The organism is Shewanella sp. Isolate11, assembly GCF_022398315.1.
Taxonomy (GTDB): Bacteria; Pseudomonadota; Gammaproteobacteria; order Enterobacterales; family Shewanellaceae; genus Shewanella.
In genome coordinates, this window is sequence record NZ_JAKEVF010000007.1 from 37,093 (window position 1) to 60,563 (window position 23,471).

The 23,471-nt window shown below is 46.9% G+C and carries 24 protein-coding genes and 1 pseudogene; 16 read left to right on the plus strand and 9 right to left on the minus strand.

What is annotated here, in order from left to right; translation table 11 throughout:
* Positions 1 to 80 precede the first annotated feature (80 nt).
* Positions 81 to 656, minus strand: a complete 576-nt coding sequence (locus tag L1D21_RS14825) for an LON peptidase substrate-binding domain-containing protein (RefSeq protein ID WP_239846050.1) — start codon at positions 654 to 656, stop codon at positions 81 to 83.
* A 218-nt stretch (positions 657 to 874) separates the two neighbouring features.
* Positions 875 to 1,948, minus strand: a complete 1,074-nt coding sequence (locus L1D21_RS14830; protein WP_239846051.1) for an alpha/beta hydrolase — start codon at positions 1,946 to 1,948, stop codon at positions 875 to 877.
* Positions 1,949 to 2,201: 253 nt separating this feature from the next.
* On the opposite strand from L1D21_RS14830, the gene L1D21_RS14835 reads away from it, so the two are divergent.
* Positions 2,202 to 2,663, plus strand: a complete 462-nt coding sequence (locus tag L1D21_RS14835; RefSeq protein WP_239846052.1) for a YhcH/YjgK/YiaL family protein — start codon at positions 2,202 to 2,204, stop codon at positions 2,661 to 2,663.
* A gap of 96 nt (positions 2,664 to 2,759) precedes the next feature.
* On the opposite strand, the gene L1D21_RS14840 is transcribed toward L1D21_RS14835, so the two are convergent.
* The 4 genes from L1D21_RS14840 to L1D21_RS14855 all read right to left on the minus strand — a co-directional run bounded on the left by L1D21_RS14840 (position 2,760) and on the right by L1D21_RS14855 (position 8,085).
* A complete protein-coding gene (locus tag L1D21_RS14840) occupies positions 2,760 to 5,897 on the minus strand; it encodes a CusA/CzcA family heavy metal efflux RND transporter (RefSeq protein WP_239846053.1) in 3,138 nt (1,045 codons plus the stop codon).
* A gap of 10 nt (positions 5,898 to 5,907) precedes the next feature.
* The gene (locus L1D21_RS14845; protein WP_239846054.1) at positions 5,908 to 7,077 is read right to left on the minus strand and encodes an efflux RND transporter periplasmic adaptor subunit; all 1,170 of its coding nucleotides are present in this window, start codon (positions 7,075 to 7,077) and stop codon (positions 5,908 to 5,910) included.
* Positions 7,078 to 7,205: 128 nt separating this feature from the next.
* Positions 7,206 to 7,601 carry a hypothetical protein gene (locus L1D21_RS14850; RefSeq protein ID WP_239846055.1) on the minus strand — a complete coding sequence of 132 codons (396 nt, stop codon included), beginning with the start codon at positions 7,599 to 7,601 and terminating at the stop codon, positions 7,206 to 7,208.
* Between the two features lie 97 nt (positions 7,602 to 7,698).
* Positions 7,699 to 8,085 (minus strand): STAS/SEC14 domain-containing protein, encoded by a 387-nt coding sequence (locus L1D21_RS14855; RefSeq protein ID WP_239846056.1) that lies wholly within the window; start codon positions 8,083 to 8,085, stop codon positions 7,699 to 7,701.
* A gap of 126 nt (positions 8,086 to 8,211) precedes the next feature.
* Between L1D21_RS14855 and arfB the strand changes: the two genes are divergently transcribed.
* The 4 genes from arfB to accC all read left to right on the plus strand — a co-directional run bounded on the left by arfB (position 8,212) and on the right by accC (position 11,054).
* The gene (gene arfB / locus L1D21_RS14860) at positions 8,212 to 8,628 is read left to right on the plus strand and encodes an alternative ribosome rescue aminoacyl-tRNA hydrolase ArfB (protein ID WP_239846057.1); all 417 of its coding nucleotides are present in this window, start codon (positions 8,212 to 8,214) and stop codon (positions 8,626 to 8,628) included.
* A gap of 130 nt (positions 8,629 to 8,758) precedes the next feature.
* Complete coding sequence (gene aroQ, locus L1D21_RS14865) at positions 8,759 to 9,211, plus strand: type II 3-dehydroquinate dehydratase (RefSeq protein WP_239846058.1); 453 nt, start codon at positions 8,759 to 8,761, stop codon at positions 9,209 to 9,211.
* Between the two features lie 8 nt (positions 9,212 to 9,219).
* The gene (accB, locus tag L1D21_RS14870) at positions 9,220 to 9,708 is read left to right on the plus strand and encodes an acetyl-CoA carboxylase biotin carboxyl carrier protein (RefSeq protein WP_239846059.1); all 489 of its coding nucleotides are present in this window, start codon (positions 9,220 to 9,222) and stop codon (positions 9,706 to 9,708) included.
* A gap of 5 nt (positions 9,709 to 9,713) precedes the next feature.
* A complete protein-coding gene (gene accC, locus L1D21_RS14875) occupies positions 9,714 to 11,054 on the plus strand; it encodes an acetyl-CoA carboxylase biotin carboxylase subunit (RefSeq protein ID WP_239846060.1) in 1,341 nt (446 codons plus the stop codon).
* 6 nt (positions 11,055 to 11,060) lie between these two features.
* Here accC and L1D21_RS14880 read toward each other — a convergent pair whose 3' ends face one another.
* From L1D21_RS14880 to L1D21_RS14890, 3 genes are all read right to left on the minus strand, one after another.
* Positions 11,061 to 12,116 carry an MJ1255/VC2487 family glycosyltransferase gene (locus tag L1D21_RS14880; protein ID WP_239846061.1) on the minus strand — a complete coding sequence of 352 codons (1,056 nt, stop codon included), beginning with the start codon at positions 12,114 to 12,116 and terminating at the stop codon, positions 11,061 to 11,063.
* 68 nt (positions 12,117 to 12,184) lie between these two features.
* The gene (locus L1D21_RS14885; protein ID WP_239846062.1) at positions 12,185 to 12,730 is read right to left on the minus strand and encodes a phosphatase PAP2 family protein; all 546 of its coding nucleotides are present in this window, start codon (positions 12,728 to 12,730) and stop codon (positions 12,185 to 12,187) included.
* Between the two features lie 95 nt (positions 12,731 to 12,825).
* On the minus strand, positions 12,826 to 13,080 hold the full coding sequence (locus L1D21_RS14890) for a uroporphyrinogen decarboxylase (protein WP_239846063.1): 255 nt from the start codon (positions 13,078 to 13,080) through the stop codon (positions 12,826 to 12,828).
* 333 nt (positions 13,081 to 13,413) lie between these two features.
* Between L1D21_RS14890 and rraA the strand changes: the two genes are divergently transcribed.
* The 11 genes and pseudogenes from rraA (at position 13,414) to L1D21_RS14945 (ending at position 23,471) form a co-directional block, all read left to right on the plus strand.
* On the plus strand, positions 13,414 to 13,899 hold the full coding sequence (gene rraA, locus L1D21_RS14895; protein ID WP_239846064.1) for a ribonuclease E activity regulator RraA: 486 nt from the start codon (positions 13,414 to 13,416) through the stop codon (positions 13,897 to 13,899).
* Between the two features lie 467 nt (positions 13,900 to 14,366).
* Positions 14,367 to 15,410 (plus strand): formimidoylglutamase, encoded by a 1,044-nt coding sequence (locus L1D21_RS14900; RefSeq protein WP_239846065.1) that lies wholly within the window; start codon positions 14,367 to 14,369, stop codon positions 15,408 to 15,410.
* Between the two features lie 202 nt (positions 15,411 to 15,612).
* The gene (gene ubiE / locus L1D21_RS14905; RefSeq protein ID WP_239846066.1) at positions 15,613 to 16,368 is read left to right on the plus strand and encodes a bifunctional demethylmenaquinone methyltransferase/2-methoxy-6-polyprenyl-1,4-benzoquinol methylase UbiE; all 756 of its coding nucleotides are present in this window, start codon (positions 15,613 to 15,615) and stop codon (positions 16,366 to 16,368) included.
* Positions 16,369 to 16,405: 37 nt separating this feature from the next.
* On the plus strand, positions 16,406 to 17,029 hold the full coding sequence (locus L1D21_RS14910; RefSeq protein WP_239846067.1) for an SCP2 sterol-binding domain-containing protein: 624 nt from the start codon (positions 16,406 to 16,408) through the stop codon (positions 17,027 to 17,029).
* Positions 17,026 to 18,675 carry a ubiquinone biosynthesis regulatory protein kinase UbiB gene (gene ubiB, locus L1D21_RS14915; protein ID WP_239846068.1) on the plus strand — a complete coding sequence of 550 codons (1,650 nt, stop codon included), beginning with the start codon at positions 17,026 to 17,028 and terminating at the stop codon, positions 18,673 to 18,675. Before L1D21_RS14910 ends, ubiB begins: the two co-directional genes overlap by 4 nt.
* Before the next feature lie 62 nt (positions 18,676 to 18,737).
* Positions 18,738 to 18,968 (plus strand): Sec-independent protein translocase subunit TatA, encoded by a 231-nt coding sequence (gene tatA, locus L1D21_RS14920; RefSeq protein ID WP_239846069.1) that lies wholly within the window; start codon positions 18,738 to 18,740, stop codon positions 18,966 to 18,968.
* Between the two features lie 6 nt (positions 18,969 to 18,974).
* Positions 18,975 to 19,277, plus strand: a pseudogene (gene tatB, locus L1D21_RS14925) (Sec-independent protein translocase protein TatB); the annotation flags it as partial.
* Positions 19,278 to 19,373: 96 nt separating this feature from the next.
* A complete protein-coding gene (tatC, locus tag L1D21_RS14930) occupies positions 19,374 to 20,135 on the plus strand; it encodes a twin-arginine translocase subunit TatC (RefSeq protein WP_239846071.1) in 762 nt (253 codons plus the stop codon).
* 90 nt (positions 20,136 to 20,225) lie between these two features.
* Positions 20,226 to 20,807 (plus strand): hypothetical protein, encoded by a 582-nt coding sequence (locus tag L1D21_RS14935; protein WP_239846072.1) that lies wholly within the window; start codon positions 20,226 to 20,228, stop codon positions 20,805 to 20,807.
* Positions 20,807 to 21,616, plus strand: coding sequence for a TatD family hydrolase (locus tag L1D21_RS14940; RefSeq protein ID WP_239846073.1), 810 nt, complete (start codon positions 20,807 to 20,809; stop codon positions 21,614 to 21,616). The genes L1D21_RS14935 and L1D21_RS14940 overlap by 1 nt, the downstream gene beginning before the upstream one ends.
* Positions 21,603 to 23,471, plus strand: coding sequence for a diguanylate cyclase (locus L1D21_RS14945; protein ID WP_239846074.1), 1,869 nt, complete (start codon positions 21,603 to 21,605; stop codon positions 23,469 to 23,471). The genes L1D21_RS14940 and L1D21_RS14945 overlap by 14 nt, the downstream gene beginning before the upstream one ends.

A 23,471-nucleotide genomic window follows, 5' to 3' on the forward strand; every position in this document is an offset into this window, starting at 1 on the left:
AGAGCCCGCATTTTAGCAAATTATGAACGCTTTTGAATTAGGAGCTATTGACCTTTGCTAATGATTTTCGCCGATAAAGATTAAGTCGCATGGGACTTAATCAGTTCTAGCATAAAGTTCATGGTCTTATGACAATCGGGTTGATTGACTAATACTTGCTTGTCACGATTATATAAGGGCAACACTTCCAGCCAGCGCTGACTGACCCATGTGGCATCATCAAGATGCAGATCGGAATAAAGATCGACTAAGTCAGGATTCACCTGATAAAACTGTTCTAAGGCGGCACTGATCAACTCAAACTCGCCCTTAATCGGCTCCTCTTGCCAGTTGTGACAAGCCATGGTGCGAGCAATCCAGTTACCATCACGGCGCTGCGCGGTAGACAGAATTTTAACTCTCTGTTTCCCCTCTAAAACTAAGCCTAAAGTGTCATCATCGAGTTGATTAAAGTCGATGATTTCGCATTGGGTTGCAACGGGATAACAAGGCGGGGTCGAATTGGCTTTAGTCATGCCAAATACCAAGGGATAATGGCCCTTCAACACCTCAGCCATTAGGCTCAGCGCACAAGGACCAGCAACTCGAAACTCTAAGCGACCGCCGGGTAACAGCAAGTCATCACGCGTAATTAACGCCATCTCTTGAGTTAACATTACAACCTCCTCCCCTTGGTCGGTGTATGCTATTTCGCTTAGCCAAAGCGATTAACCGGGAGCAATAATAGTAAAGTGTAGCAGCTGGAATAATTACTGCGTGTCGACCAAATGACTTAAATATCAGATTAGATTTGGCCACTTTACCAGTCCCTAATTAGACCTTATTTCGGGAGGATTTGTTGCAACTGAGTAGGTTAAAAAATAAGAATCTACAACTATAAAGGCTCGATATATTTAAGGATATCTCCGCTTTTCAGCACCTTATCAAACTCTTCAGCCAATATCTGACTCTGCTCGACCGCTCGCTGCCAATAGGTGATACGGCTCTGAGTATCCAGTTCGATAAAATCTTTTCTATCGGGTAATTTGCCATAGGGTAATTGACGCAAATAATCCTCGGTTGGCGCGAGAATCAAGCCATTATGGTAATTCGCTTTTGCTCGTCGCCAAGGCAGTGATTTATCAAACCAACCCGGTAGCATATGTGGATAAAAGTGAGGGTATAAAGTCAAACCAGTAGCATGAGACAAGGGCAGATCAAAATGATAGTCGGTGATACCGCCGTCATAATAGGCGCCAGCGGGTGCCCCCACGATATTGCTAACTGGAGCTAATACCCAAGGAATAGAGCCGGTCGCCAACATCACCTGCGACAAATTATCTTGTGTCAACGTGGCATCGATACTGGGCAGATCGTTTAAGCCAGCAAAAGGAGACGATGTCTGTCGCTGAGTAAAATCATTTACCCCAAACGTGACTCGCTGAAAATGCAGTCCCAATGTTTTCCGACTCACAAGATTACTAATGGCCGTAGTCGCTAGCCCTGCGCCCAACGCTGTTCGGCTGGCAAGACGGTTCAAATGCTTACCACGACAGGTAACGAAATGACTATTGATCACCGGATTATCGATAATATCTCGCCCAGTCTGCTCGCCTAATATTCCACTGACAATCTGTTTAACCTGCTGTGACACCTCAATGGGCGTCGGCTTCACCTCATATATTTGGCCAATATAAAGTTGCTCTAAGCGAGCATAAGCCGCTAAAGGGTCTTGCTGGGCAAAACAGGCTAACCGCCAAGCGCCCGATGACGCCCCTAAGGTGTATAACGGCGCACTTCGGTGTTTAAAAAACTCGCCAAACAGATATTTATCCAGCCCAGCAATCCCCAACCACTTAGGCCCACCGGAAGCCGCTAACACCTGAGTGAACAGATCGGCATCTAGCCCTTGTTGGGTAATTTTTGCAAGGGCAGTGGGACCAGCAAGAAAGCGCAGTTTAAGAGTCAAAGCAGTACCTAACTATCGAGAAAATATAACTGAGACGGGTAATTAACCTCATAGGTAAATCTTAACGAGGCTGAAGCGGCATATTCAAACGTCGTGCTCAAACAACAAGTTTAAGTCGCTAATATAGATAACTAATATAAATGACTCACACAGTGAACTAAAGCCATTTCCACCACAAAAGCTAACCGATTACTGGCTTTGCCTGCTAAACTAGCGGCATCACTTCCGATAAAACAGATCAGAGTCTGATTCCATGATTGTCGACAGCCTAAATAATATCTCGCTTTACACTCACTTAAGCCCTCGAATCGCTCAGGCACTACAACATTTGGCCGATACCGACTTTAGTCAATTAGAGGTCGGCAACTATGAGTTAGATGGCAAAAATATCTTTGTTATCGTTAATGATTATCAGACCAAACCAAGAGAAGTCGAACCTTTCGAAGTTCATCGTCGCTATATCGATGTACAATATGTGGTCAGCGGCGAAGAGGAGTTTGGCTATCTACCATTTGCAGATCAAACCCCAAGTAAACCCTATCATGACAAGCATGATTACGCCGAGTTTGATTATGAAGCCAACAAAGCCGAAGCCGCCTTTATTCCGTTAAAGGCGGGAATGTTTGCGCTGTTTTTCCCGCAAGATATGCACATGCCGGGCACATCAGCTACCCCACAGTCGGTAAGAAAAGTCGTGATTAAAGTGAAGATCTAACTCAGGTTTAACAACAGCTTACCTTCTGTATAAAACAAAAAATGGCCGCCTATTATCAGGCGGCCATTGTTATTTAACCCTTAAAACCGCAACCCATTAATCATCCTCAGAGCTGAGATATAAGTAACGATATAAAGTAGGCAACACCAATAAGGTCAACGCCGTCGAACTAAATAAGCCACCAATAATCACCACAGCCAAAGGCTGCTGAATTTCACTGCCGACACCACTTGAAAGCAAGATAGGGATCAATCCCAGTGCAGAGGTCAGTGCCGTCATTAATACCGGTCTCAAGCGCCCTACAGCTCCTTCATAAACCGCCATAGACAATGGCTCCCCCGTAGCACGGCGCTGATTAATGGCATCCACCAACACAACACCATTGAGGACCGCAACCCCAAAGAGAGTAATAAAGCCGATGGAGCTGGGCACCGACAAATAAGTCTCTGTACCATAGAGTGCCAGCACGCCACCAATCAAGGCTAAGGGCACATTAGCCATAATCAAGCTAACCTGCTTAACCGAGCCGAAAGAGAAATACAGTAACAAAGCAATTAACCCGATAGCCACAGGCACCACCAGCAACAACCTTTGCTGCGCTCGCTGCTGATTCTCATATTGCCCACCCACCACTAGGGTATAACCCGCAGGAAGCTCGACTTTAGGTACTAAGGCATAAATATCATCCACGACAGAGCCCATATCTCGTCCAGACACATTCCCCTGTACCACCACTCGACGCTGCACATCATCACGGCGAATATTGGGCGGCGCCAGCTCAATCACCACATCGGCCACTTCGCCAAGACGTACAGTCGCACCATTAGCGCCTTCGAGTAATAGGTCGCGCAATACATCGGGAGAGCGCCGATACTCGGCAGCTAAACGTACATTGATATCGTATCTGGCATTGCCATCGATCACCTGTCCAGCACTGATGCCACCGACACCTTGGCTAACTAGGCTCATCACCTCATCGACACTGATACCGTAACGCGCGAGCAGATCTCGCTTAGGCCGAACCACTAATTGAGCTTCACCAGACACTTGCTCAAGTGATACATCCACCGCACCGGGGATCTGCGCCACCAGCTCAGTTAACCGCTGGCCTTTGTCTGATAATACCTGTAGATCTGGCCCAAACAGCTTGATCGCCAACTGCGCCTTCACCCCTGATAGCAACTCATCGACTCGGGTAGCAATCGGCTGTGAGAAAGTCAGCAGTAAGCCAGGAAATACACTCAGCTTTTGCTCCATTAAACGCTGTAACTGCAAACGATCAGAAGCTGACTGCCACTCATCGATGGGCTTAAGGCCAATATAGATCTCTATGTTACTCACAGGCTCAGGATCGCCCCCAAGCTCCGGCGCACCAATACGACTAAGCGCATATTCCACCTCAGGAAACGCTAACAGTAACCGTTCCAACTTAGGTGCAACTTCCAGCGCAGTAGCTAAACTTGCTGTCGGTGCCAATGTCACTCTGAGGTTAATCGTGCCCTCTTCTAGTTCTGGCACAAACTCAGTGCCTAACCGAGGCAATAATCCCATACTCAAGCCAAAGATAAGCAGTGCACCTAAGGCCAGCGATTTAGGTTTGATCAGCACAGCTGCAAGCAGTCTGCGATAAAGGGCTTCTACAGGCTTTAGTAGTAGACTCTGTCTCAAAGTGACGCCACGATGAAACAAGATAACCGCCAATGCCGGAACCACAAATAAGGCCACCAGCACAGCCGACAACATCGCCAAAATAATGCTAATCGCCATCGGTTGAAACAACTTACCTTCGACCCCTTGCAAGGCAAACAATGGCGCAAACACCACGATAATAATCGCCGTGGCAAAAAATATCGGGCTGGCAACTTCCTTTGCCGCCAACAACACCTGCGACATAAGATTATTTCGCTGTTTACCGCTTTGCTCTGACGTTGCTTCGCTCAGATGCTTAAAGATATTTTCGACCATAACCACAGAGCCATCGACTAACATACCGATGGCTACCGCTAATCCACCCAGCGACATTAGATTCGCCGACATACCAAAATAGGACATCAGCAACAAAGCCAAACCGATAGACACAGGGATCGATAACAGCACCAGCAAGGTGGCGCGCAGGTTAACCAGAAACAGTGCCAAAATCACCACGATAAAGATGAATGCCATCAACAAGGCATCGCGCACGGTTTCGACCGCCTTTGTCACCAAATCTGCTTGGTCGTAAAACACCTCGAAAGAAACACCTTGGGGAAGCGCCTGTTCAATCAAGGCTTTGCGGGCATCGATATCATCGATAGTCGCTTTTGTATTAGCCCCCATTCGCTTAAGCACCACACCCGCAATCACCTCGGCTAACGCTTGCGGTTGTCCAGCTTGGTCACGGCGAGTCATGGTCACCGCGCCCACACGAATTTCACTGCCGTAAGCGACTCGCGCAATGTCGGCAATTCGAATTGGTGTGCCTGCTACCTCAGTTAATGGGATCTGCCTTATGGCACTCAGCCCTGCATCTCCGGCGGGTAACATGCCATAGCCTCGCACCACCAACTGCTCTTGGCCTTGCTGCATAAACCAGCCACCGGCATTGCGGTTATTACTCTCTAATGCGGCAGTCACTTGCGCCATAGAAAGACCATAACTTCGCAGTTTATTAGGCTCAACCTGCACCTGATATTGACGCACTTCGCCACCAAAGGAGAGCACCTCGGTCACTCCGGCCACCGGCATCATGATCAATTTCACCAGATAATCATTCAGACTACGTAGCTCGAAAGCATCGATGCCAGAGTCTGGCTCAGCGCGTAAGATATATTGATATATCTGACCTAAACCGGAAGTATTGGGGCCAATTTCCGGCACACCGACTCCCTCGGGGATCATCTCCCTCGCCGCCTGCAACTGCTCAAACACTTGCTGACGCGCAAAATAGATATCTGTTCCCTCGGCAAACACCACGGTCACTATCGACAATCCGGTACGCGAAAGAGAACGCACTTCGGTCACCGCAGGCAAGGCATACATAGCCGATTCAACAGGATAGCTAATCAGTTTTTCCACTTCCTCGGCCGCTAAGCCTTGCGCCTCAGTATTCACAGTGACTTGCACATTAGTGACATCGGGAAAAGCATCGAGATTAAGTTTAGGCAACATCATGACACTGGCTACCACAGCACAAAGCAGAGCCAAAATCACCAAATAGCGATGGCGTAGCGCCAGCGCAATCAGAGTTTGCAACATAGCGGTGTCCTTAGTGGTTATGAATATCGAAGCCAGATTTAGCCTGTTCTGAGGCTAAGAAGAAGGCGCCGGAAACCACCACTTGCATATTGGGGTCGAGGCCTTGCACTAGATTCATGCCGCGTCGGCGCTGTATCACTTGCACTTCACGCGCGGAAAATCCCTGCTCTTCTTCGATAAACACCTGCCAGTCACCATCCCCACCACGGGTCAACGCCGCATCAGGCAACACTGTGCCCTCGAGGCTATCATCGGCGAGAAAGATTTCGGCGAACTGCCCAGCATGCAAGACATGACCTGGATTGGCAAACGCCAGTAACACTTTCTCGGTTCGGGTAAGACTATCGAGTTCATGAGATCGACCAATCACTTGCGCTTTTAAGGTATGCTGACCCACTTTCACTAGAGCATCGCTGCCAAGTTTCACTTTTTCCGCCTGCATAGGGGTTAACTGCGCCTCAATCCACAGATGAGATTCATCGGTTAACTGCATCAAGGCGGTGCCTCCGTTAAACACCTGCCCCAGCATGGCCACATCTTGTTGTACTCGTCCGGCAATGGGCGCAAGTAATTGATAGCTGCCGATGGTTTCTGGGGCAGACTCCAACGCTTTTATCTGCTCAGAAGTCATCTTTAAGGCTTGTAAAGTGGCGCGAGTTAACTCGGCATTCACTTGGGTTTGTAAGCGATGACTGTCACTCACAGTGCTTTTACTCATACGTTGAATTCGCCCCCATTCGGCGGCGGCATTGATGTAATCGGCCTGAGCTTGTGCCACAGCAGCGCCACCTAAGGTCAACAAGGCTTGGCCTTGACTAACCTCTTGTCCAGGCACCACATAGCGCTTTAATACACGTACATCCAATTGTGGCGCTAGGGTAATGGTGCGATCTCGGTCAACGGTTAAGGTGGCCGTTGCCACAGCGTCGAGACTAAACATCTGCTTACTGACAGTGAGCAGTTGAATATCGGCCAGCTTTTGTTGCGCTGCCGTTAACGAAATCTGCTCGTCATGATTATCTGTGTCTTGGCGAATTTGAGGTGTGGCACCATCGTCTGAGTGATCATGGTCGTTGCCAGCCCAAACAGACCAAGGCTGTAAAAACAGCAACATAAATAACAGAGTAAAAAACGATTTAAAACAGGCAAATATTGCCTTTAGCTTGATAAATTTCTTCATCATCTATCCTAATGTCGTACATCAGGCCACGCACTTCGATAAGTGACTCGCAGCCTAATAAAAAGTCATAGCAATTAGCGCTGATATGCATGATATCAACGACTAAAACCAACTAGGAAAACAGACAATTAAGCGATCGGAGGGCGGTAGCTGGGTTGATGCTCAGGAGGAAGATAATGCCAGCCAAGGTTGCTTGGTTGGTCGTCGTCGGGAATGACAGCTTCGAACATAGGTTGCGACAGCATGGTCACATGACCACCATGGCACTGGCAATCCAAACAAAGTTCGAAGTTTTGGGTCTCGGTCTTACTGATCTGATGTTGATGCGCAGGCGCCTCAATCAAGGTATCGAAGCCACACTGACAATCGACACATTGTTCGAAGCTCACCACTTGGGTGCTAAAAAGCAAGTGAGGATGATTATCGCTTTGCTGCTCATGGCTATCCAGATGCAATTGATGCGCGCCAAAGTTCGCCCCTGCAAATTGCAGCGTGACTATGGCGATGAGCAACAATGCGATCATCTGAAAACCTTGGCGCAAATATGACTTCAAGCTCATCCTCTAATGGTTTATCGATATCCGGTGTTATGAGTGCGAATTATCAAATAAGTTCCTGCCCTCATTGTGCAGCAAGGGTTAACGGACAACTCAATTTGGCGGTGATCCATTCGATGGCGCTGTGTTTCTCTTCCAGCGGATACCAAGCCACTTCACCTTGCATAAACGGGCCCATTAGACGCACGGCATTACCAAACCAGTCAGGCCCGCCCACAAGCACTAAGGCATCAAAACTGGGTAATTTCACTTCGCCAACTCCGGCAAGTGACTGACTCTCCCAGCCTTCAAGTAATACATCGGCCTCAATATATATACACGTCTTGCCCGATTGAGCTTGGTACTGTTCGATAATAGGTGCGATCTGCTGACAATAATCTTTGGTCGATAGGCGGCCACTGGCAAATAAACTGATCACGCCGTTGGTGATATCAGCGATTTGGCATAACATAGGCAAACTCCTAGGCGGTACTATGATGATTGTGCATTAATATGATTAGCATTTTGCCTCATTTTATTACTGCAATGATATGCCCCAGCGCAAATAAACGCTATTTAACCTTCAGTTCAAAATCAGATGATAAAGATCAGTAATCGTATACAGTTAGCCGACAATGAACTCGAATGGCAGTTTATTCGCTCCAGCGGTGCCGGAGGCCAACACCTCAACAAGGTCTCCACTGCGGCGCAGTTAATTTTCGATATTAATCAGTCATCACTGCCCGATTTTTATAAATCACGGCTACTAGCCAAAGCCGATCATCGCATCACTAAAAGCGGCAAAGTTATCATCAAATGCCAGTCCAGTCGCAGCCAAGACAGCAACCGTCAAACGGCGCTGAGCCAATTTATTGAACTGGTAGCTAGTGTCGGCCATATCGACAAGAAACGCATCGCCACCAAACCCACTAAGGGCAGCCAAAAGCGGCGCGTCGATGCCAAGAAGCAGCGCGGAGCCACTAAAGCCTTAAGACAAAACAAATCCGGTTTTTAATTTAGCCTATATTCCCTGCCAGCAAGATAACAAAAGCCCTGTTCGAAATAACAAAAGCCATAAAATTTGTGCTAACTTGCAGTTATCTATCAAAAATAATGATGCATGCGTTCTTGCAAAGGTGTTGTGAATGAGTAATCAGGCGAAAATATTGTTGGTTAACGGCCCGAATCTAAACCTGTTAGGTCGTCGCGAACCGGGTCATTATGGCCATCATACCTTGGTACAAATTGTCGATCAGCTCACCAAAATGGCCGCCGACGAGCATGTACAACTTGAGCACATACAGTCTAATGCCGAGTTTGAATTGATCGATGCTATTCACCAAACCGATGCCGATTTCATCATTATTAATCCTGCAGCCTTTACCCATACCAGCGTGGCACTCAGAGATGCCCTGCTTGGGGTGGCAATTCCTTTTATCGAAGTGCATCTGTCTAATGTCCACGCCCGTGAAGCGTTTCGACATCACTCCTATTTTTCAGACAAAGCGGTCGGGGTCATTTGTGGCCTAGGCGAGCAAGGTTATCAATATGCGCTGAGCTCGGCGATTTCGCGTATTAACGCCAGTAAATCGGCTTAGGTGGCAGCATGGATATTCGTAAAATTAAGAAGCTTATCGAGTTAGTCCACGCCTCAGATATTTCTCAACTGGAGATCACCGAAGGCGAAGAGTCTATCCGTATCTGTCGTGAAGTGAACCAACCTCAAGCAGGTGTTGCGACTTCTCACAACCAAGCTGGCACGCATCAACCAGTTGAGCAGTCACACCAACAGCTGTCATCGAACCCATCTTCTTTAAATCCATCCTCACCAAATCCAAGCAGCAGCCCTGAATACGATGAAGACGACCTGCTGATCTCACCTATGGTGGGAACCTTTTATCTGGCTCCTTCACCTGAATCGGCGCCGCTGGTAAAGGTGGGTCAGACAGTTGCAAAAGGAGATCCTGTGTGCATTATTGAGGCCATGAAGATGATGAACCAAATTCAGGCCAAACACAGTGGTGTCGTTAAAGCCATATTGTGTGACAGTGGTGACAGCGTCGAATTCGATCAGCCACTGATGGTGATTGAGTAAACATTTTGCAGCAAGGTATCGGCAAGATCCTCATCGCTAATCGAGGCGAAATCGCCGTCAGGATTATCCGTGCCTGTCGTCAATTAGGCATAGCCACAGTCAGTGTTTATTCTAGTGCCGATAAAGAGGCGCTGCATGTGAGCCTCGCCGATGAGAGTGTCTGTATCGGTGGACCGCAGGCCAGCGACAGCTACTTAAATATTCAGGCGATAATTACCGCCGCCGACATTACTCAAGCCGACGCCATCCATCCTGGATATGGCTTCTTGGCCGAAAACAGCGACTTTGCCGAACAGGTTGAACAGAGCGGCTTTATCTTTATCGGCCCCAGCAGCCAAGTGATCCGCCTAATGGGTGACAAAGTCAGCGCCATTGAGGCGATGAAACAAGCGGGCGTCCCCACGGTTCCCGGCTCTGATGGTTTGTTATCACAAGATGAACAAGCCAATCTCGACCTTGCCCAGCAACTAGGTTACCCACTGATGATCAAAGCCACCGCAGGCGGTGGCGGTAAAGGAATGCGAGTGGTCGAGCAAGCCTCAGAGCTTATCGATGCCATCAAGCTCACCCGCAGCGAAGCTAAAGCCGCCTTTGGCAACGATGGCCTCTACCTCGAAAAATACCTGACTCGGCCACGACATATTGAAATTCAAGTGTTGTGTGATCACCATGGTCATGCAATCTCATTAGGTGAGCGCGATTGCTCATTACAGCGCTCACAACAGAAAGTGATTGAAGAGGCGCCGGCACCGCAGATCAGCGCCGAGCAGCGACAACAGATCGGCCAGCAATGTAGCCAAGCCTGTCTTGCCATTGGTTATCAGGGAGTGGGCACTTTCGAATTTCTCTACCAGAACGGTGAATTCTATTTTATGGAGATGAACACCCGTATTCAGGTAGAACATACAGTGACCGAAATGGTTAGCGGCATCGATTTAGTCGCCGAGCAGATCCGCGTCGCCAGCGGCCAGAGTATCGCCCATCTCACACCAGTAAAACTGCATGGCCACGCTATCGAATGTCGTATCAATGCCGAAAATCCGCTGACCTTTACGCCATCTCCGGGGAAAATTACCCAACTCAGAGTACCGGGAGGACTGGGCGTGCGCTGGGACTCCCACCTCTATCAAGGTTATCTGGTGCCGCCCTATTATGATGCCATGATAGCTAAGTTAATCACTTGGGGTGATAATCGTGACGTCGCTATTGAGAGAATGAATAGTGCATTGGCCGAGCTTGCAATCGTCGGTATAGACACGAATATTCCTCTGCTGCAACGCCTACTCAAAGATGAGGGCGTTATCGCAGGGGCGATGACAATTCACTACTTAGAGCAGCAACTTTAGCAGAGTCTAAGGACTCTTCTTACGCCAGTTCTCAGGCAGATCAACCTGTTGCCACAACTGCTCACACAATTTATCCGCCGTATGCCACTGACCCTGTTTAAGCCAGGTCACTAAAGCATCGCCCACCTGAGGATAATTGATCGCCGCAGGGCGTGGCACTTTCAGCCAACGTTTAACAGTGTAAACATCTAAGCTCATCATGCAGTCGGCGGCTCCCAATAGCTCCAACGCGGCCACATTAGATAATTGCTCAAATTGACCACGCAGTGGTTTCACCAGCAGCTTTTTCCCCAGAAACAGCGCTTCGCTGGCTAACTCGAATCCGGCGCCGGAAATCACCCCACCGCAGTGCGCTAGCATCGCCTTAAATTTCTCACGACTAAATCCTGACCAGCGAATATTGGCACTACAATTGGCGGGTGCAGGTGAACCATGGAACACGTGGAATCGATAACCATCAAAAGAGTGCAATAATTGATTGATTGCCTCAGCTGACTCAAAGGGTAAATAAACTAAGATGTCATGGGGATGATAACTGACGGGATCATCATTAAGCTCAACAAAAGGCGGTAAAATAGGGCAGTCGAAATGATGCCAGTGACAACCTAAAGCCACATCAACTGGAGCAAAGTAGTTCAATAACATCTGATTAAACCAGCCATTACCCACTTTAGGCACATCGTACTGTAATGCAGCCTGGTGACTGACGCCGACCGAAGGAACCCCCTGACTCTTGGCCGCCCAAGCTGACACAGGTTCAAAATCATTAAGCACCAAGTCATAACCACTCAAATCTAAACTGCGTACATCTTTATATAGCGCCATCAAGGAGTTTTGAATGGCGGTTTTGGCTATGTTGACACTGCCGTTGTGAGTCGCAAAAGTCAGCCCAGCTTGCGCCCGATATTGGCCGAAACACTGCATATCGAAATAGTGGCTCACCTCTCGACCAGAAAAGAAAAAATCCACCTCAACATTCTGCGCCTTTAACGCCTTAGCCATCACCCTTGCACGGCTAAGATGACCATTACCCGTCCCTTGAACACCATATAAAATTCGCATTATCTCTCTCCTGCTCAGGATTGGCTATCCAACTTATATCCATGGCCTATAGACTCATTGCGATGAGCCTAACTAATTAACCCCATTGCTAAATAACCACTGGCAATGCCCAAAAGCGCGCCTGCGACAATATCTAACGGGTAATGCACACCCAAAATAATGCGAGATATACCAATAACGCATGCCCAGCTATAAGCCCACAGGCTCAGTGAAGGAAACACTGTGCTAACGCTGGTGGCCATGACAAATGCGGCGGCAGTATGGCCCGAAGGTAGACTGAATTTATCTGAGGGTTGGAAATCGAATTTACAGCTATCAAATTTGCGGCTTTGACCTTCAACCAATAACAATTGATCACAAGGACGAACGCGCCGAATGCTGTTTTTCAGCAAGAGATAACAAGGAAGCTCCACTAAGAATGCACTCAGCGCCGTATTAAATAGCAGCTCCCCCTGCTGATGTAACATGAGTAAAGACACACAGATAATCAGGTAGGTTGGGCCATCTCCTGTAGCAGAAACCCATTTAGCTTTCGTCGTTAAGTGATGCTTATGGCCAAAGCCATTAAGCGCAATAAAGGTCTGACGATCCAGTTTTGCGATGGTGGAAAACATAAAAGGCTCCAGATCAACACTAACTTGATCTGAAGCCTAAGAAGTGGCGGTGACGTCTATGTGACATCTAGCCTAAATTTTTGTGACAGTGACGACTATGCCTCTGCGGGAATGGCTTGCTGGGGTCTTGCACGAAATATCTTTATTAGGTGATAAACATTGATGCAGGCAACGAAGGCATTCATACCCGCTACTGGCCATGCGGAAATATAAATCCCGTAAATCACGAACAGTGTACAACCTGTAAAGTTAAGACATCTTAGCCAAACAATATCTTTCATCATCAAGGATATAGCCACCATAACCGAGGCTGAATATCCAATAAGTTCAATCGTATTTGAAGCTTCCATAAGGCACCTTTATTAGGCCCTCTGCCATCCGTAAGCTAACTGGGGGGTCCGTGCCCCTAAAGCAAATTAGAAATAAATGAATTAATGACGACGCAATGCTAGCAAACTTGCGCCAAAATTGTAATTTAAAAACGTCATTTAATGACCCTTGTCATATTTTTAGCTTAAATATTCACCAATGAAAGAAACATTACCACAATTGGTCTAATTGTTATTTTTATCGCCAATTGCGTGATTGATAACGCTTTTCTTTTTAAGAATCCCTTATATACTGGCTGGTAATAATCCCTTGCTGATTTATCCAAGCAAAATGCCTTTAACAGGAGTATGACTATGGAATACAACACCTCGGAACTTTGTGACACTTATATCGATGTGGTCGATGTTGTCGAACCTATGTTCAGTAACTATGGTGGCTGTAGTTCTTTCGGTGGTTCAATTAGCACCATCAAATGCTTTGAAGACAATGGGTTAATTGCTGAAGTACTCCAGCAAGATGGCGAAGGTAAAGTGTTATTGGTCGATGGCGGTGGCTCACTACGTCGCGCCCTAGTCGATGCTGCGATTGCCGAAATTGCTGTCGAGAACAACTGGGAAGGCATTATCGTTTACGGCTCAGTGCGTGATGTGGATGCACTAGAAGATCTGGATATCGGAATTCAGGCGCTCGCTTCAATTCCTGTCGGTGCCGATGGTCATGGCGTAGGTGAACTAGAGATCCCCGTTAACTTTGGTGGTGTCACCTTCCTACCTGCCGATCATGTTTATGCCGACAACACCGGTATTATCCTGTCGCCAGAACCGCTTGATATCGACTAACCGAACGCCGACATCGGCTTAGTGATTCAGTCATAACATGACAGCAAAAAGGACGACCATGAATCGTCCTTTTTTGTGGCATTTCAATTGCGACCCGCTCTCACCACCATCTTTAGTGCTTTTGAGCTACGCGGGGATGAAACACAGTATTATCAATTTAGGCATCAATCCTGATTGAAGTTTAAAAAGGGACTTTGAAACATAACTTCATGGTGTACTTATCAACTGCCGTGAGCTTTTCTTTATCGCTTCGATTTGACGATATTAGTTGGCTCTGAAGCGAAGCGGAACCGAAACAAGAGGTACGAATTCTACTTTAAGAGCCATTTCACGCCAGTTTCAATTCACTGCCAGAACTCCTCAGTCCCTCTTAGAACCATAGCTAAACAAAAAATTAAGACTTTCTTAAATAATATCCATTAAAATTACCCCAATCCTTTGCATCACTAACAAGAAATAAAATCACTATGCAAATTCTAACGCCTTTCACTGCCAAGCAATGCAGCCAATTGACTAGCCTACGTGACGGTGAAACCAAACTGGGACAAACCCTACACAGTTACCAAGGTAAAACCCCGTTAGCCGAAGCCCTAACCGAGGCAAAAAATAACGGTGCAAGATTTGCCATTATCGGCATCGGCGAAGATATTGGCCCTCGAGCCAACTTAGGTCGCGGCGGCGCAATCGATGCCTTTGACGCGAGTATGGCGCAATTTTGTAACTTACAATCTAACCAGTTTCTTAGCGGTGAACTCTGTCTCGTTTTAGGACAAATCAACACCCAAGATCTACAACTACCCACAGATGCCACAACTCAGGCATTGCGAGATAATGTAGATCAGCTCGACGGCCGAGTGATTGAAGTGGCTAAAGCAATTATCGATGCAGGACTAGAACCTATTGTCATCGGTGGCGGCCATAACAATGCCTATGGGCTATTGATGGCTACGCGTGCGGCAACACAACGTCCGGTCGCGGCGGTGAATCTCGATCCCCATTCCGATTTTCGTCCACGAGAAGGTCGTCATAGTGGTAATGGGTTTAGTTATGCCGCCGCCAGTGGTGCGCTGGGTTTTTATCATGTTTTGGGGATGCATGAACTCAAAAACAGCCAGCAGACCTTAGATCAACTCACAGCATTTGGTGGTAAATGGCATACCCTGCAATCTATCTGGGTGCGTCGAGAATACTCCTTAAAGCAAGCATTAAGCGAAATTGTCACCAACCTAAATGAGTCAGGATTGCCTGTGGCCATCGAACTGGATCTCGATGCCATCATTAACATGCCCAGCAGCGCCTCAACGGCGGCAGGCGTCCCGCTGATTGATGCGCTTTTTTATGTCAACCAAGTAGCCAGCCAAACTAACGCGACATACTTGCACCTCGCCGAAGGAGCACCCAGTTGTCATGTGGCCGGAGTCGGCGCAGGACAAAAAGAAGTGGGTCAAAGTATTAGCGAACTAATTTACGCTTATATTCAGGGACGTATGACCCAGCAACCCATAGGCTAATCCCCGAGTCGGTATTTGGAAAATTCAGCATATTATGATGTAATGCTGCGCTGGATTTTATAAACCTTGCGCTATCGCGCATTTTTGCAAAATCAGGCTATGGATTATTAACCTCGATCACAATGTGACCGCACAATGATTCAGCAATTTTAGTCAATCACTTACACTCGCTATATCAGTAGCAATGCACAGGAAAACACAGATGTCAGAGGGTCCACAAAACAGTACCCATTTCGGTTATAAGACGGTAGAAGCAGAGAAAAAAGCGGACCTAGTTGCCGACGTTTTTCACTCGGTCGCAGCCAAATACGACATTATGAATGATGTCATGTCCTTTGGTATCCACCGCATGTGGAAGCGCTTTACTATCGAAAGCGCCGGTGCGCGTCCTGGCATGAAAGTACTGGATCTGGCAGGTGGAACTGGAGACTTAACCGCTAAGTTTTCGCACATCGTCGGTCAAACGGGTCAAGTGACACTGGCTGATATCAACGAATCCATGCTGAAAGTGGGTCGTGAAAAACTACGTAATCGTGGCGTTGTGGGTAATGTGAATTACGTGCAGGCGAATGCCGAAGCCCTACCTTTCCCTGACAACCATTTCGACATCATCACCATCGCATTTGGTCTACGTAATGTGACCGATAAAGATGCGGCTATCCGCTCAATGCTTAGAGTATTAAAGCCAGGCGGAAAGCTATTAGTACTTGAGTTTTCTAAGCCACAGCATGAAATCATGCGTAAAGTGTATGATCTTTATAGCTTTAAGATTTTGCCTAAGATGGGCGACATCATCACTAAAGATGCGGGCAGCTACGAGTATTTAGCCGAGTCAATTCGCATGCATCCTGATCAAGAAACCTTGAAAGCCATGATGATGGAAGCCGGTTTCGAGCAGGTTGAATACACCAATATGACAGACGGTATTGTGGCACTACACAAGGGTTACAAGTTTTAAACTGTAGCCCACTTGCACCTTACCTATTAGGTTTAGCATGAAACGTGAAATTGCATTGCTGATCAGTGCGGCGTTAGAAACCGCACTACAACAAGCCGTTAAACACTCGCCTCAAGCCTATGCACAGCAGCATACGCTGCACGGCAAGGTATTAGCCGTTCAATTATCACAATTGAACTGGCCTATTTATCTGTTATTCGCTAAAGAGATCCAAGTCTTTGGTGAATACGATGGCCCAGTTACTACCAAAGTCGATGCCGACATCACTACCCTGTATCGACTGAGTGAAGGCGCCAACCTCACCGAATTAATCAAGCAAGATAAACTCAAGCTCGAAGGCGATCTCAATCTACTGCAAAGCTTCAGTCAATTTATGCAACAGATAGAGTTCGATATTGCCGAGCCTTTATCACGCTACATTGGTGATGCTCCAACACACCTATTAACTCAAGGTGCCAAGCAAGTTAAGCAGCAACTGCAAGATATTTTCCGCAAGAGTCGTGACCATGTTGGTCAGCTAACCACCGAAGAATACCGCTTAAGCCCACATAAAATCGAATTTATCCATTTTAGTGATAGAATCGAACAACTTAAGACAGATACCGATGTCTTAAGCCAAAGGATAGATCGACTACTCAGTGGGGCAAACAGCAAAAAATGACAGTCAAAAGCATCCGACGCGCATACCAAGTCATTAAAATAGCATTACATTATGGTCTCGATGACCTTATCCCTTCTAAGCTAAAACCTTGGTATTTTAAGCTACTGCGCTGGAGCTTTTTCTGGTTAACCAACAAGCATAAAAACAAGGTCGGCGGCGAGCGTTTAAAGCTGGCAATGCAAGAGCTCGGCCCCGTCTACATCAAATTTGGTCAAATGCTATCGACCCGTCGCGACTTATTAAGTGATGAATGGGCCGAAGAACTCGCCATGCTGCAAGACCGGGTTCCACCGTTCGATTCTGAGGTGGCTAAAGCCCTTATCGAGCAGGAACTGGGCACCACAATAGATACCTATTTCGACGACTTTGATGAAACGCCATTAGCGTCAGCATCGATTTCTCAGGTGCACACCGCCAAACTCAAATCCAACGGTGCCGACGTCGTGCTTAAAGTATTACGTCCCAATGTGGAGCAGAAGGTGCATGCCGATCTGCAATTAATGACTCAGAGTGCGCAGTTCTTGGAGTCACTGTTAGGCCAAGGTAACCGCCTGCGTCCTTTAGAAGTCGTCGAAGATTACCGCACCACCATCGAGGGTGAACTTAACCTCAAGCTCGAAGCGCTAAATACCATTAGACTGCGCAATAACTTCCTCGACTCTGATGCCCTGTATATTCCCTTTATCTATGAGGAATATTGTTATACTCGCCTGATCGTCATGGAACGTATTTACGGCATTCCGGTTTCCGACAAGGCCGCGTTAGAGGCGCAAGGAACCAACCTGAAACTATTGGCCGAACGTGGCGTTAAGCTGTTCTTTACTCAGGTATTTCGTGACAATTTTTTTCATGCCGATATGCACCCAGGCAACATTTTTGTCAGCACAGAACATCCAAACGATCCATTTTATATCGGGTTAGACTGCGGCATTATGGGCACCTTGTCCGATCAAGATAAACGCTATCTGGCCGAGAACTTCCTCGCCTTCTTCAATCGCGATTACACCCGCATTGCGCAGCTGTATATCGAGTCAGGCTGGGTATCAGCAGACACAGATTTAGCCGCATTTGAGCAAGCCATTAAAGTGGTCTGCGAGCCGATGTTTAATAAACCGCTGGATGAGATTTCTTTCGGCCACGTTCTGCTGGAACTATTTAGAACCGCTCGCCGCTTCGACATGGTGGTACAGCCACAACTGGTATTGTTAGAAAAAACCTTGTTGTATATCGAAGGACTCGGAAGACAGCTATATCCACAATTAGATCTATGGCAGACCGCCAAACCCTTCCTCGAAGGGTGGATGGCCGAGCAGATGGGTCCAAAAGGCACGGCGAAAAAAATTAAACAGCAGTTGCCTTATTGGGCCGACAAATTACCTGAGTTACCTGAGCTTATCTATGACAACCTCAAGATGGGTAAAACCTTCGTTCATAGTCAAAACCAGTTATTGGATAGGTACTTAAAACAGCAACAAAAAGTCCATAAAAGTAACTACCTTTTAATCACATCGGCAGTTTTAGTGATCTGCGGCACTATATTGTTCGCCCAAAACGCTACACTATGGGCCTCGTATGGTTCCATCGGCGTCGGGGCAATCCTATGGATGCTTGGATGGCGATCTAGACCAAAGAATCGCAAATTTTAGCTAGCACTAAATAACCAAAGGTTCATAATAGAACTTGTAATATTTTTAAAGAGGAACGTTTCATGGGTGGTATCAGTATTTGGCAACTTCTTATCATTGCTTTAATTGTTGTTTTACTTTTCGGAACAAAGAAATTGCGCTCACTAGGTGGTGACCTAGGTGGTGCAGTGAAAGGCTTTAAAAATGCCATGTCTGCAGAAGAAGAAAAGAAAGCGCTTGAAGACAATGCTGCAGAAAAAACCGCTCAGACTGAAGAGAAAAAATCTGAGTCCAAGGATAAAGAACAGGCGTAATTCCTTATGTTCGACGGTATCGGCTTTATGGAGTTACTGTTGATTGGCGTTTTGGGGCTAGTGGTTCTTGGCCCTGAAAGACTGCCAGTTGCAGTGCGCTCAATTTCCGGTTGGATCCGCGCGATGAAGCGCATGGCAAATTCAGTGAAAGATGAGCTTGAACAAGAGCTTAAAATTGAGCAATTGCACTCAGACCTAAAGAAGGCTGAAAGCCAAGGACTCAAGAATCTCTCTCCTGAGTTACAAGATTCAATCGATCAACTTAAACAGGCAGCTCAATCTGTTAATCGTCCATACAAGGTGGAAGAGATTGACGCCGGCGATAATGCCAGCGACAAGGCTCAGACTCCCGCTGATAACGCAGACAAGAAGAGCAATTCAACCGAAAAATCTGACGGGTAATCCATGTCGCAACAACAGCCATTAATTAGCCACTTGCTTGAGTTACGCAACAAGTTACTTAAAGCCATTGGTAGTGTGCTTTTTGTGTTTATCTGCTTAGTGTATTGGGCAAATGATATTTATCATTATATGGCTACGCCATTGATGAATGCGCTGCCAGAAACCAGCAGCATGATCGCTACCGATGTAGCGGCTCCCTTCTTTGCGCCATTTAAATTAACTTTAATATTGGCATTTTTTATTGCCATTCCTTACGTGCTATTCCAAATCTGGTCCTTTATCGCACCGGGTCTGTACAAACATGAGAAACGACTGATGATGCCGCTGCTCGCCAGCAGCACCATACTGTTTTATCTAGGTATTGCCTTTACCTATTACATCGTCTTCCCTGTGGTATTTGGCTTCTTTACCAGCGTCGCGCCTGAAGGTGTTCAGGTCGCCACCGATATCAGTAGTTATCTTAGTTTCGTACTCAAACTGTTCTTCGCTTTCGGTTTAGCTTTTGAGATCCCCATTGCGGTTATCTTATTATGCTGGGCGGGTGTCACTACCCCAGAAGACTTGAAAGCCAAACGTCCCTATATCGTAGTGGGTGCGTTTGTAATAGGTATGCTATTGACGCCACCTGATATCATTTCGCAGACCATGCTCGCGATACCAATGTTGATATTGTTTGAAGGGGGATTGATTGCAGCCCGTTTCTACAGTAAAAAGGACACTGATGAAGACGATGAGCAAGTCGAACAGGATCAACCTGGCCAATAGCTAAAACGATTTCCACATAACAGCTATCCAATTGGATAGCTGTTGTTTATTAGCCTATTGTTGCTCAAAAATAATAAAAAGGAACCCGTTATGCGCTTACGTTATCCCCAAGCATTAGGTTGGATAGCCCTCTCTACCCTCCTCATTTCTGTGTCAGCTTCAGCGAGTGTCGAGCAACAACTCGCTAAATGTGCCGCTATCGGCGATAAACTCGATAGATTGATCTGCTACGATGCCTTAGCCGCAAATGCCGCTCAACAAGCCCCCACAGTTGCAGCAAAGCCTACGGCAACTCAAGCGACTCAAGCGACTCAAGCGACTCAAGCAACTCAAGCGACTATGGCTAAGCCTGTACAAGCAGCGGTTCCGGTAGCAGCGACTCAACCAGCAGTTGTTGACACGCAAGCTGCAAGCAACAGTTTTGGTAAGGTCTATAAACAGGAAGCCGCCGAAGTCGAAAGAATCCAGCTAAAAGTCAAATCGGTGAAGAAAGGCCTGCATGGCGATCTCACAATCAGCTTCGAGAATGGCCAAGTGTGGAAACAAAGCGATTCTCGCCGTTTCAAACTCAAAGCCGGTGAAATGGTTTACATTGAAAAAGGTGCTTTGAGTTCATTCCTATTAGGCAAAGAAGACACTAATGCCACCATACGAGTGAAACGCATCGACTAATGCCCAGTCACATAGATATCGCTGTCAACTTAGTTGGCAGCGCCCTAGAAAAAGATCTTAATAACGTGATTCAACGAGCGGCGACACAAGGTGTTTCGCCGCTTATCGTTATAGGAAGTAGCTTACAAGAGAGTCGCCAAGCTATTGCTTGTTGTCAGCAATATCCCCACCAGCTCATTAGCACGGCTGGAGTTCATCCCCACCATGCCAGTGAATGGCACGACAACAGCACTCACGAATTAACTCTGCTGGCGCAGCAGCCTCAAGTGGTTGCTATTGGGGAGTGTGGTTTAGACTATAATCGTGATTTTTCACCGCGGCCGATGCAGCGTCGAGCCTTTGCCAATCAACTAGCACTCGCCGTTGAGCTACAGATGCCAGTGTTAATGCATGAGCGTGATGCCCATGAGGATTTTGTCGATATTCTAAAAGAGTATCGTCCTCAGTTATCTGGTGCGCTATTGCATTGCTTTACGGGAAATAGAGCTAGCCTAGAACGTTACATTGAGATGGACTTGCACTTAGGCATTACCGGCTGGGTGTGTGATGAACGTCGGGGCAGTGAACTGGCGCAGCTGGTAAAAGATATTCCGGCCAATCGCATCATGGTAGAAACCGACAGTCCCTATTTGCTACCACGCAGTATGCGACCCAAGCCTAAATCGAGTAAGAACGAACCTCAATATCTGCCCTATATCAGTCAATATATTGCATCATTAAGAGGCCAAAATGCTGCGGAATTCGCTGCTCAAGTCTACACTAACACTTGTAAGTTTTTCAGTTTAAAGGAAAACTATGAGCCGATTTAGTCGACTACTGCTGGCCTTATTTCTGTACGGTTTCAGCTTGGTTGGTCACACAGAATCTCTGCTAGCTGTTACCACTGATGAGTCTATTAACCTGACGACTTGGGCATACTATGTTCAAGACGAGCAGCTAGATTCTATTGAGCAGATTAGCCAGTTAAGCAATAATCGTTGGCAAAAGCTTACGCCTAAATTCAATCAGAAGCTGGCGATAAAACCCTTTTGGATAAAATTTAGCTTATACAACGCAAGCCCTAAATCGATTAGGCGTTATTTATCGTTGAATAACCCGCATATCGACAAGATCAGTCTGTACCACCTCGAGCGTGGCAAGCCGATGCTGACCACCGAAATGGGCGACCATTACCCGTTTTCACAGCGACCGATCGCCCATAACGGATTTCTATATCGTTTTAGCTTGGCCCCCGATGTGGTTAATACCTTTTATATTCGTATCGAGACGGAAGGCAGTGCAGCATTGCCGCTCACCTTGCTATCTCCCGTCACCTTATTCAAATCCACAGAGACTCAATCCTTGTATCAAGGGTTTCAATTAGGTGCATTGATGGCAATTGGAGTGTTTAGCCTGTTTATCGCCCTGGCATCCCGCTCCTATAGCTATAGTTATTATTCTGGTTATGTACTTTCCATGACCTTACTGGTCGCCAGTCTTCATGGTCTGTCCTTCCGCTATTTGTGGCCTAACTTTCCGTTTATGCAGCAGGTCTTTCCGGCATTAATTCCCTTAGTGGTGACCTTTGCCTTAATGTTTACCGAAAAGGTATTACAACTGAAATACCACAATCTGAATATGCTCAGAATATGCCGTTTAAGTGCTGCTATTTCATTGCTGCTGGCACTGTTAAATCCATTTATCGACTATGGTCTTGCCCTAAAGATCAATTTGTTTGATGTACTGATCGCTGTGTCATTGATGATGTTTTTTGCCATAACCTTGAGTCTTCAAAATCATAAACTGGCAAAGCTCTATACCTTGGCTTGGTCTGGGATGCTTATTGGCGCTTTCATTTCGGCGATGTTATATCTGGGTGTGCTATACCTGCCTATCGATCATCAGACTCCTATGATGCTTGGGTTAACCTTTGAAGTTGTGTTTATGGCGGCAATTTTGGCGATCCGCTATAACGATGAACGCAAGGCTAAACTAGAAAGCCAACAGGAAGCCTTAGCCCAAGCCGAGCGAGTCAGACAGAGTAAAGAAGATGCTCTCAAAGCAGAGGCACAGGCTAATGAGCGTCTAGAACAGATGGTACAGCAACGCACCCTAGAATTAGAAGTTGCTCTTCGCGAACTCAACGAAGCCAACCAAAAGCTAACCGAACAGACCACTATCGATAGCTTAACCGGGGTCAAGAATCGAGCTGCATTCGATAAACGCTTATCCGCCGAGGGACGAATTAGTCGTCGTCAGCAGACCCCACTGGCCATCTTAATGATTGATATCGACCACTTTAAAGCCATTAACGATAATCATGGCCACTTAGCAGGTGATGCGGCATTAAAGCTTATTGCTCAAGCATTAAATCAAAAAATAAGACGCCCAAGTGATCTGGTGTCACGTTTCGGGGGGGAAGAGTTTGCTATGATATTGCCTAACACCTCTGAAGAGGGCGCGCTCAGTGTGGCAGAATTAATGCGCGAAACCGTTCAACAACTGCCTTTGAGCTGGGAACAGCAAGCCATGCCTTTGACCATTAGTGTCGGGCTATGTGCCGAAGTCGTCACCGATGACCAACATGTAAACCTGCTGGTCGAGCGAGCCGATAAAGCACTGTATTGTGCCAAGAATAATGGGCGTAACCGCGTCAGCGTTTATACACCCGAACTCGAACAATAG

What these genes read in the sequence shown, in the direction of transcription:
- L1D21_RS14825 (WP_239846050.1), bottom strand. Translation starts at nt 656, where the DNA reads ATGTTAACTCAAGAGATGGCGTTAATTACGCGTGATGACTTGCTGTTA.
- L1D21_RS14855 (WP_239846056.1), bottom strand. Translation starts at nt 8,085, where the DNA reads ATGTTATGCCAAATCGCTGATATCACCAACGGCGTGATCAGTTTATTT.
- L1D21_RS14900 (WP_239846065.1), top strand. Translation starts at nt 14,367, where the DNA reads ATGCAAATTCTAACGCCTTTCACTGCCAAGCAATGCAGCCAATTGACT.
- L1D21_RS14880 (WP_239846061.1), bottom strand. Translation starts at nt 12,116, where the DNA reads ATGCGAATTTTATATGGTGTTCAAGGGACGGGTAATGGTCATCTTAGC.
- L1D21_RS14935 (WP_239846072.1), top strand. Translation starts at nt 20,226, where the DNA reads ATGCGCTTACGTTATCCCCAAGCATTAGGTTGGATAGCCCTCTCTACC.
- L1D21_RS14850 (WP_239846055.1), bottom strand. Translation starts at nt 7,601, where the DNA reads ATGATCGCATTGTTGCTCATCGCCATAGTCACGCTGCAATTTGCAGGG.
- L1D21_RS14890 (WP_239846063.1), bottom strand. Translation starts at nt 13,080, where the DNA reads ATGGAAGCTTCAAATACGATTGAACTTATTGGATATTCAGCCTCGGTT.
- accB (WP_239846059.1), top strand. Translation starts at nt 9,220, where the DNA reads ATGGATATTCGTAAAATTAAGAAGCTTATCGAGTTAGTCCACGCCTCA.
- L1D21_RS14945 (WP_239846074.1), top strand. Translation starts at nt 21,603, where the DNA reads ATGAGCCGATTTAGTCGACTACTGCTGGCCTTATTTCTGTACGGTTTC.
- L1D21_RS14885 (WP_239846062.1), bottom strand. Translation starts at nt 12,730, where the DNA reads ATGTTTTCCACCATCGCAAAACTGGATCGTCAGACCTTTATTGCGCTT.
- L1D21_RS14835 (WP_239846052.1), top strand. Translation starts at nt 2,202, where the DNA reads ATGATTGTCGACAGCCTAAATAATATCTCGCTTTACACTCACTTAAGC.
- L1D21_RS14840 (WP_239846053.1), bottom strand. Translation starts at nt 5,897, where the DNA reads ATGTTGCAAACTCTGATTGCGCTGGCGCTACGCCATCGCTATTTGGTG.
- rraA (WP_239846064.1), top strand. Translation starts at nt 13,414, where the DNA reads ATGGAATACAACACCTCGGAACTTTGTGACACTTATATCGATGTGGTC.
- ubiE (WP_239846066.1), top strand. Translation starts at nt 15,613, where the DNA reads ATGTCAGAGGGTCCACAAAACAGTACCCATTTCGGTTATAAGACGGTA.
- L1D21_RS14910 (WP_239846067.1), top strand. Translation starts at nt 16,406, where the DNA reads ATGAAACGTGAAATTGCATTGCTGATCAGTGCGGCGTTAGAAACCGCA.
- L1D21_RS14940 (WP_239846073.1), top strand. Translation starts at nt 20,807, where the DNA reads ATGCCCAGTCACATAGATATCGCTGTCAACTTAGTTGGCAGCGCCCTA.
- ubiB (WP_239846068.1), top strand. Translation starts at nt 17,026, where the DNA reads ATGACAGTCAAAAGCATCCGACGCGCATACCAAGTCATTAAAATAGCA.
- arfB (WP_239846057.1), top strand. Translation starts at nt 8,212, where the DNA reads ATGATAAAGATCAGTAATCGTATACAGTTAGCCGACAATGAACTCGAA.
- L1D21_RS14845 (WP_239846054.1), bottom strand. Translation starts at nt 7,077, where the DNA reads ATGAAGAAATTTATCAAGCTAAAGGCAATATTTGCCTGTTTTAAATCG.
- tatC (WP_239846071.1), top strand. Translation starts at nt 19,374, where the DNA reads ATGTCGCAACAACAGCCATTAATTAGCCACTTGCTTGAGTTACGCAAC.
- tatA (WP_239846069.1), top strand. Translation starts at nt 18,738, where the DNA reads ATGGGTGGTATCAGTATTTGGCAACTTCTTATCATTGCTTTAATTGTT.
- aroQ (WP_239846058.1), top strand. Translation starts at nt 8,759, where the DNA reads ATGAGTAATCAGGCGAAAATATTGTTGGTTAACGGCCCGAATCTAAAC.